Genomic DNA, 6,033 nt, shown 5'->3' on the forward strand with positions numbered 1-6,033 from the left:
GGCGCGTGGATGAACGCCTACCGCAACCAGGAGCGGTTCGCGGGCGAGGTGACCACCATCGTCAGCAACAACAGCAACTTCGTAAAGGGTAGCGCCGGCGAGCCGGTCCTGATTTCGTGGGACGACGCTACCACGCTGTTCCACGAGTTCGGGCACGCGCTGCACGGCCTGTCGAGCAACGTGAACTATCCCACGCTGTCGGGCACGGCGGTGTCGCGCGACTACGTGGAGTTCCCGTCGCAGCTGCTGGAGCGCTGGCTGGCCACGCCGCAGGTGCTGAACCGCTTTGCCACGCACTACCAGACGGGCGAGCCCATTCCGCAGGCGCTGGTGGACCGCATCAAGCAGGCGGGAACGTTCAACCAGGGTTTCGCCACGGTGGAGTACCTGAGCAGCGCGCTGGTAGACATGAAGCTGCACCTGGCCGGCAACGCGGACATCGACGCGCGCCGGTTCGAGCGGGAAACGCTTGCGCAGCTGGGGATGCCGCGCGAGATCGTGATGCGGCACCGCACGCCGCAGTTCGGCCACGTGTTCAGCAGCGACGGCTACTCCGCCGGCTACTACAGCTACCTGTGGAGCGACGTGCTGAGCGCGGATGCCACGGAGGCGTTCACCGAGGCGCCGGGCGGGCTGTACGACCCGGAGGTTGCGCGCCGGCTGCGCGAGTTCGTGTTCCAGGTGGGCAACACGGTGGACCCGGCGGAGGCGTACCGCGCCTTCCGCGGCCGCGACCCCAGCGTGGACGCGCTCATGCGCCGCCGCGGCTTCCCCACCACCTCGGCCCCGGCCTCGCGCGACTGATCCGCGAGGCGGGTGGATAGCAGAACCGGCCGGCGATCACAGGATCGCCGGCCGGTTTTTTGTCTTCCATTGATATCGGGTCCGCCGTAGATAGCCAGTGGCCGCACGCGTTCACCCGACCAGCAGCGTCCAGAGGGCTACCGTTTCTTGTCGTCACGGGAAGTTGCCGGACCAAGGCTGCGGACACCATCCGCGGTGAGCTTGCGCTTTAGTTCGCCCCGCAGGACGGTGCGCTCCAGCCGGATTGCCGCGCCAGGCTTGGAAACGATTTCCGTGCGCTCGGAGAAGGCCCCATGCCCTGCATCCTTGGTCTTGGCACTCATCTCAGTATGCCTCGTGAATGTAGGAGGTGACCCCTGCACAACCTGCCGCAACAACTGCCTGCACTTCCGCCGAAAAGAAGTCGCGATCACTCGAATCCAGGTACACGACCGCCATTGTGTTGCCGTCCGTCGCAAGAATCGGTACGGCCATCCACGCGTGGCGGTCGGCCCGTAGTCTCAGCGCGTCGGCTTCGGTGAACGCGTACTCGCGCACCAGTTCCCGAATAAACGCGTCGTAGTGGGAGGCGCCTCGCGTCGCAGTCAGAATGGCCCGTTCGCGCGCCGCCTTGCCGATAATACCCGTGTGGATGGAGAAGGTCCGGCCAGCGCCTCCCCCGGACCGGCAGAAGTACGGAAGCAACTGCTCCAGGGTTTCGCCCGGAGCCTTGCCCTTTTTGGGCGGCACGACGCGGTGAATGGTGAGCCGCACCACATCACCGTCCTCAGAATCCACCTTTGCCACCTGCCGCACCGTGGCGTACAGAACACGCAACGCCGCGCTCAGCCCGTCGTAGTCGGCAACGCGCTTGCGCTCACGGTCCTGCGCGGTTGCGTTCATCACCTTGATCGCGCTTCCCACCAACAGCCAGGCAGCGCCTCCGGCCAGGTAGGGCGCGGCCGCCGCCTTGTGTGGGTCGCTCCAGGAGGTATATGCGCCGATCCCCGCCACCAGAATGGGTGGGACGACGTTCACAGCTTCTACGATCCACTTTTTCTCATAGAAGCGGTCCATCCGCGCCCCGGGGATGTGCCTCATGGTATCCTGAAGATCCCTCGCTTCGCTGGTCGATGATCGGCGAGCGCGGAATGTGTTGCAGAAATCGCCTGAAAGCAAGCGGTTCGTGAGCGCCGTGCCGCTTGGTCCAAACCTGTCCGTCTCCCCACTCCATAAGACGTGGTGCGCGCCTTCGTCCGTACTTGCCTTCCGCCACCGCAGATGGTGCTTTTGACCCAGCAACGCGCGAAACCGGGCTAATCGGGCGCCGTAGGGTGCGCATCCGCCGGGACACCGTTACTCCCGGCCCCGTCACCCGTCCCTGGAGGATGATTCGATGCAGCGTTTTACCGCGCGATGGCTGGCCGCGTTTTCCGTGCTCGCGCTCGTGATGCACGAGGCACACGAGCTTGCGCACACCATCGTGGGACGCGTGCTGTGCGGGGCGTGGGCGGAGCGCGACTTCAACGCGTGGAGCCTTCCCGCCTCGTGCACCACGCCGGTGCCCACCGCCGCCGGCCCGGTCTTCAGCGCGGCGGGGATGCTTCTGGGCATCGTGCTCGCCCGGCGCGCGGAGTGGAGGCAGCGGTGGGTCGGCATCGCGCTGATCTTTGCCTGCAACCCGCTCGCGCGCATCATCACCACGCTCATGCGCGGAGGGGACGAGCTGACGGTGGTGCGCAACCTCTCCGGCGGCTCGGTGTCGCCGGGCGCGTTCTGGGCGACGGCGGCGCTGGTCGTCGTCGTCTTCGGCGGCGGAATCGTGGCGGGATGGAGGGCGACGGCGAGCGTGCAACATCGCGTCGCCGGGTTCGTCGCCGTGCTCATCGGGCCGATGGTGATTACGGGGACGCTGCTGTTCGTGGTGCTGAACGGATTGCTGAAGCGGGGGGTGATGGCCGCGCCGGTGGCGGGAATGCCCGGGCTGGTGCTCGCCGTGTCGCTCGTCGTCGCGGCGATGGGGATCGCGAGCGCGTCGTGGCTGCGGGGATCGGGCGCCGGTCCGGTCGCGATCGCCGGGCCGGCGGACCGGTGAGGGGGAGCGAATGAAGTCGCCGCAACAACAGCGGAAAATCCACCCAAACAGACGGGGGGACTTCACCTGCACGGGGACGGAGAGCCCGGTGTAGGCGGCGGGGTTCAGGGCGGCCCCCACCCGGGCTCGCATTACTCGCCCACCCTCCCCCAAAACAGACTGGGGGAGGATTGGTCGCGCCATGGAGTCCGGCGCAATTCCGGAATCTGTGCAGCGGCCGAGCGGCTGAGCGACTGAAGTCGCCGCAACAACTGCTGGAAGCCTCACGGTACTGCTGTGAGGCTGCATCTGCGCGGCACCGCAGCTTGGTGTGAAGTCCCCCCTCTCCGCGCGGCTGTTTGCGCGGGGAGGGGCCGGGGGAGGGGCCGCGAGCTGCGGCCGAGCCGAAGCCCGCTTCCAATGCCGAACGCCGCCCTCGCGCTGAGGTCTCCCTTTCTCCCGCGACCGCGGGGGAGAGGGCCGGGGAGAGGGGGCCTCTCCGGCCGCATCGGCACCCTACGAAGTGCACCGATCAGACCCTGCGAAACAGCGCCCGGCGTGAGACCACGCCGGGCGCTGTTCATCATCCGAGAACGCGTTCTGCCTACTCCGCCAGCGCGGAGACGGGGGCTTCTTCGGCGGATTCGGTGACGTAGGCGTGCACGGTGCGGCGCAGCTTCTGAATGCGGTTGCTGGCGTGCGCATCGTAGGTGCGGTTGGCCAACAGCACCGCCCAGGTGCCGTGCTCCGGATCCACCCACAGCGACGTGCCGGTGAATCCCGTGTGCCCGAACGCGCGCGGGCTCATGCTCGTGCCCGCCGCGCCGGTGCCGTCCGCGTTGGGCGTCTCCCACCCAAGCGCACGGGTGCCCGCCCCGGCCTGCCGCCGCGCAAAGGTGTCGATGGTTTCCGGCTTGAGCACGCGCACCCCCTCCAGCTCTCCGCCGCCCGCCAGCATGGCCGCAAAGCGCGACAGGTCCGCCACCGTGCTGAACAGCCCGGCGTTGCCCGCCACTCCGCCCAGCGCGCGCGCCGTGGGATCGTGCACCTTGCCGCGCACCGGCGTGCCGTCGTCAGTCAGCCACGACGGGGCGCACCGCTCGCAGTCCGTCCCCGGCGCGTAGCGGGTGCTCGCCATGCCCAGCGGGCCGTAGACGCGGCGCTCCAGCATCCGCGGAACGGGCTCGCCCGCCGCCTGCTCCAGCGCCGCGAACAGCGTCACGAAACCGACGTCGCTGTATTCCACCGCGGACTCCGGCGCGCGGCGCAGCGGCGTGCGGATGAGCGAGGCGAGCTTTTCATCCACCGTCCTGCCGCGCACGCCCGCCCCCGCCGGGAGCCCGGAAGTGTGCGACAGCAGGTCGCGGATGGTCACCCGGTCCTTGGCGCCGCCCGAGAACGCGGGAAGGTAGCGCGACACCGGCGCCTCCAGGTCCAGCCGTCCGTCCTCGTACAGCAGCATGGCCGCGGTGGTGGTCGCCACCACCTTGGTGAGCGAGGCCAGGTCGTAGACGGTGCGCTCCGGATCTACCGTGCCGCCCTTCCACGTCGTCGTCCCCACGCCCTGGATGAGCGACGTGGTGGCGCCGCGCCCGGCCGCCAGCGCCGCGCCCGGAAAGGCGCCGCGCCGCACCTCGGCGCGCACGGCATCCACCGCGCGGTCCAGCGGCGCCCTCGCGAGCGCGGGGGCCTTGGGGCGCAGCGTGATCGTTCGGACGGGCGGGGCGGCGGGCGCTTGTACGGCTACGAGCGGCGCGGCCGGGACCGCGACGGCGGACGGCGTGTGGACGGCGGACAGGATGGCGGGCGCGGTGCCGGCGGCCAGGACGGCCGCGGCGGTGCGCCAGCGCGCACGGATCTGACGGAGGATGGTGGGATTCATCCGCATCTCCTTTCGTATTTCGCGCGGACGGGCGGCCCTTGTACAACAGGCCGCCCGCCGCTGGAGTGGGGAACGCGCGCCGGGCGCGCGTCCGCATTCCCGTCAGGACCGGGAACCGGCGCCCTGACGCTGGTGCTGCTGCCCGCGGGCGCCACGCTCCCCGCGCTTGCCACGCTCGCCATGCTCGCGGAGGTGGGCTTCCATCTCCTGCACGTTGCGGTCGAACTGCGCGCGCTGGTCCGCATTCAGTACCGCGCGGATCTGCTGGAAGATCCGGTCGCGGTTCTGCATCATCTGGGCGTGCATCGCCTCCCGCTCCCGGCGCTGCGCCTCGGTGAGCCGCGGCCGCTCGCCGCGCGGCCGCTCGCCGCGCCGTCCGCGCTCGCCCTGCGGTGCGCCCTCGGGCCCGCGCTGCCCGCGGCCCTCGGGGCGCGGAGGACGGTTGGCCTCCATGATGGCGTGGATCTGCTCCCGCTGCTGAGTCGTCAGGTTGATGCCCTGGAACAGGCGCTGGTGCGGTCCGCGGCCCTCGCCGCGCGGTCCGCCCCCGTGGCCGCGGCCGTCGTGCTGCTCCGGGCGGGGCTGCGGCGGGGGCGTGGTCTGCGCGGAAACCGCCTGGGCCGACGAGGCGGCGGCCAGCGCAAACGCGAATCCCATCAGTTGATTGCGACGCATGGTTCTGTCTCTGGTCCATGGGTTCAGGGGCGGGCCACCGCGGCCTCGCCTCCAGAGTGCCGCCGCCGGTGAATCCGTTCGGCGCCAGTCACGCAATCAACCTAGCGGTGGGTACCTAACTGCAAGATTAACAACCGGATGAGGAAAAGATTAAGCGAGGAATCCCGCATTCCTGCTCGCGTTTTCGGGGGATGGTGAGGCGAGCGCGAGGATTGTTTTCGCGGATTCCGGGCGTGCGGCGGAGAAGGGAAGGCCGGAGCGTCGGGCGAGGTCTGGCGCATGCTGCGGCACCCGTTTCCACAACCCCCCCTCCCGCAGCGGGTGAAGGGGAGCTGTGGGGTGGCGGCGGGTTCGGCGCGCGTCCGCGGGCTCAGAAGGCCCCTCCCCCGGCCCCTCCCCGTGCAAACAGACGCACGGAGAGGGGAGAATTCACACCCGGCTCCCGAGTCTGGGACGCAGATGAAGCCCCGAACGGCGCCTGTCGGCGCCGTGTCGGGGCTTACCGCCGTCTGAGCGGCGGATTCATCCGCTCAGAAGGTCGTGTACCGCGCCAATCCCCATGTCCCGCATCGGGCTATCCCCACGCTGACAACCCTCCCCCAGTCTGTTTTGGGGGAGG

General features: G+C 69.6%; 6 protein-coding genes. 2 read left to right on the forward strand and 4 right to left on the reverse strand.

What is annotated here, in order from left to right; all coding sequences use genetic code 11:
- The coding region (locus VF665_RS16435) for a M3 family metallopeptidase (RefSeq protein WP_331054530.1) at positions 1-804 on the forward strand (804 nt) is incomplete at its 5' end.
- 137 nt (positions 805-941) lie between these two features.
- On the opposite strand, the gene VF665_RS16440 is transcribed toward VF665_RS16435, so the two are convergent.
- Positions 942-1,127 (reverse strand): hypothetical protein, encoded by a 186-nt coding sequence (locus VF665_RS16440; protein WP_331054531.1) that lies wholly within the window; start codon positions 1,125-1,127, stop codon positions 942-944.
- 1 nt (position 1,128) lies between these two features.
- On the reverse strand, positions 1,129-1,860 hold the full coding sequence (locus tag VF665_RS16445; protein ID WP_331054532.1) for a hypothetical protein: 732 nt from the start codon (positions 1,858-1,860) through the stop codon (positions 1,129-1,131).
- 319 nt (positions 1,861-2,179) lie between these two features.
- On the opposite strand from VF665_RS16445, the gene VF665_RS16450 reads away from it, so the two are divergent.
- Positions 2,180-2,878 (forward strand): hypothetical protein, encoded by a 699-nt coding sequence (locus VF665_RS16450; protein ID WP_331054533.1) that lies wholly within the window; start codon positions 2,180-2,182, stop codon positions 2,876-2,878.
- Positions 2,879-3,461: 583 nt separating this feature from the next.
- Here the strand turns inward: VF665_RS16450 and VF665_RS16455 are convergent.
- Together VF665_RS16455 and VF665_RS16460 are read right to left on the reverse strand one after the other, a co-directional pair.
- Positions 3,462-4,739, reverse strand: a complete 1,278-nt coding sequence (locus tag VF665_RS16455; RefSeq protein WP_331054534.1) for a serine hydrolase — start codon at positions 4,737-4,739, stop codon at positions 3,462-3,464.
- Between the two features lie 102 nt (positions 4,740-4,841).
- Positions 4,842-5,414: a Spy/CpxP family protein refolding chaperone gene (locus VF665_RS16460; protein WP_331054535.1), complete on the reverse strand. Its 573-nt coding sequence runs from the start codon at positions 5,412-5,414 to the stop codon at positions 4,842-4,844.
- Positions 5,415-6,033 lie beyond the last annotated feature (619 nt).

Source organism: Longimicrobium sp. (assembly GCF_036387355.1).
Lineage (GTDB): Bacteria > Gemmatimonadota > Gemmatimonadetes > Longimicrobiales > Longimicrobiaceae > Longimicrobium.